Genomic DNA, 791 nt, shown 5'->3' with positions numbered 1-791 from the left:
TATTATATAATTACAAAATTATATACTACTTTATTTAGTCTCTTTTTCCCATTTCCTTATCTAATAAATATAGCGTAGCGTTATTATTATCAACATCAAGTGAAATAATCTTATCAAGGAATTTTTGAGCTTGTTCTTCTTCTTCTTCCTGCTCTTCAGCAAATTCATTCAAGAATACTTCTGCACCATAATCTCCTAGTTCTCTTGCAAGTTTGTGAATATTCTCAATAGAGGCTGTTACAGCTTCTTCATGTGCAAGAGCAGCTTCAAATACTTCTCTTACTGATGTAAAGTCCATTTTAGGTTTATCTAATCCCAAAAATTCAATTTTACCGTTTCTTTTTAATACATACTCATAAAACTTTTTTGAATGTTCGATTTCCTCTTTTGCTTGATTTCCCATCCAGCTTGCAAAACCTTCTAATGCTCTTTCATCAAAGTATGCAGCCATAGCTTGATATTGGTAAGCCGCTGCTAATTCCATGTTTATTTGATTATTTAGTAAAACTTCTAATTCTTTATTTAATTTCATTTTCTCTCCAATCTATATTTTTTATATTTTAAATTTTTAATTATGTTTTTCTAAACATTTTTCACAAGTACCTTTTATGTAAAAATGTATTTCATCAATTTCTACATTTCCCAATTTTGATAAATCAAATTTTGATAAATTTACATCAAAGTCAATTATCTCTCCACAAGATTTACATTTGAAATGTCCATGATTATCCGTGACTACATCATATCTTACTTCATTTTCTTCAATAATAATTTCTTGAATAATATTATTA

2 protein-coding genes are annotated in these 791 nt (G+C 27.4%); both read right to left on the bottom strand.

The annotated features are described in order from the left end of the window. Positions 1 to 34 precede the first annotated feature (34 nt). Complete coding sequence (locus tag HMPREF1552_RS05570) at positions 35 to 532, bottom strand: ferritin (protein WP_021744146.1); 498 nt, start codon at positions 530 to 532, stop codon at positions 35 to 37. Positions 533 to 568: 36 nt separating this feature from the next. Further along, positions 569 to 791, bottom strand: a 223-nt coding sequence (locus HMPREF1552_RS05565; RefSeq protein ID WP_021744145.1) for a transcriptional repressor, incomplete at its 5' end; no start/stop codon positions are given.

Origin of the sequence: Leptotrichia sp. oral taxon 879 str. F0557 (assembly GCF_000469385.1) — a bacterium.
Classification (GTDB): domain Bacteria; phylum Fusobacteriota; class Fusobacteriia; order Fusobacteriales; family Leptotrichiaceae; genus Leptotrichia; species Leptotrichia mesophila.
This window is presented reverse-complemented; position numbering and strand designations above follow the sequence as displayed.

Bases quoted from the DNA above. Each gene is read 5' to 3' on its own strand.
- HMPREF1552_RS05570 (WP_021744146.1), bottom strand. From the start codon at position 532: ATGAAATTAAATAAAGAATTAGAAGTTTTACTAAATAATCAAATAAAC.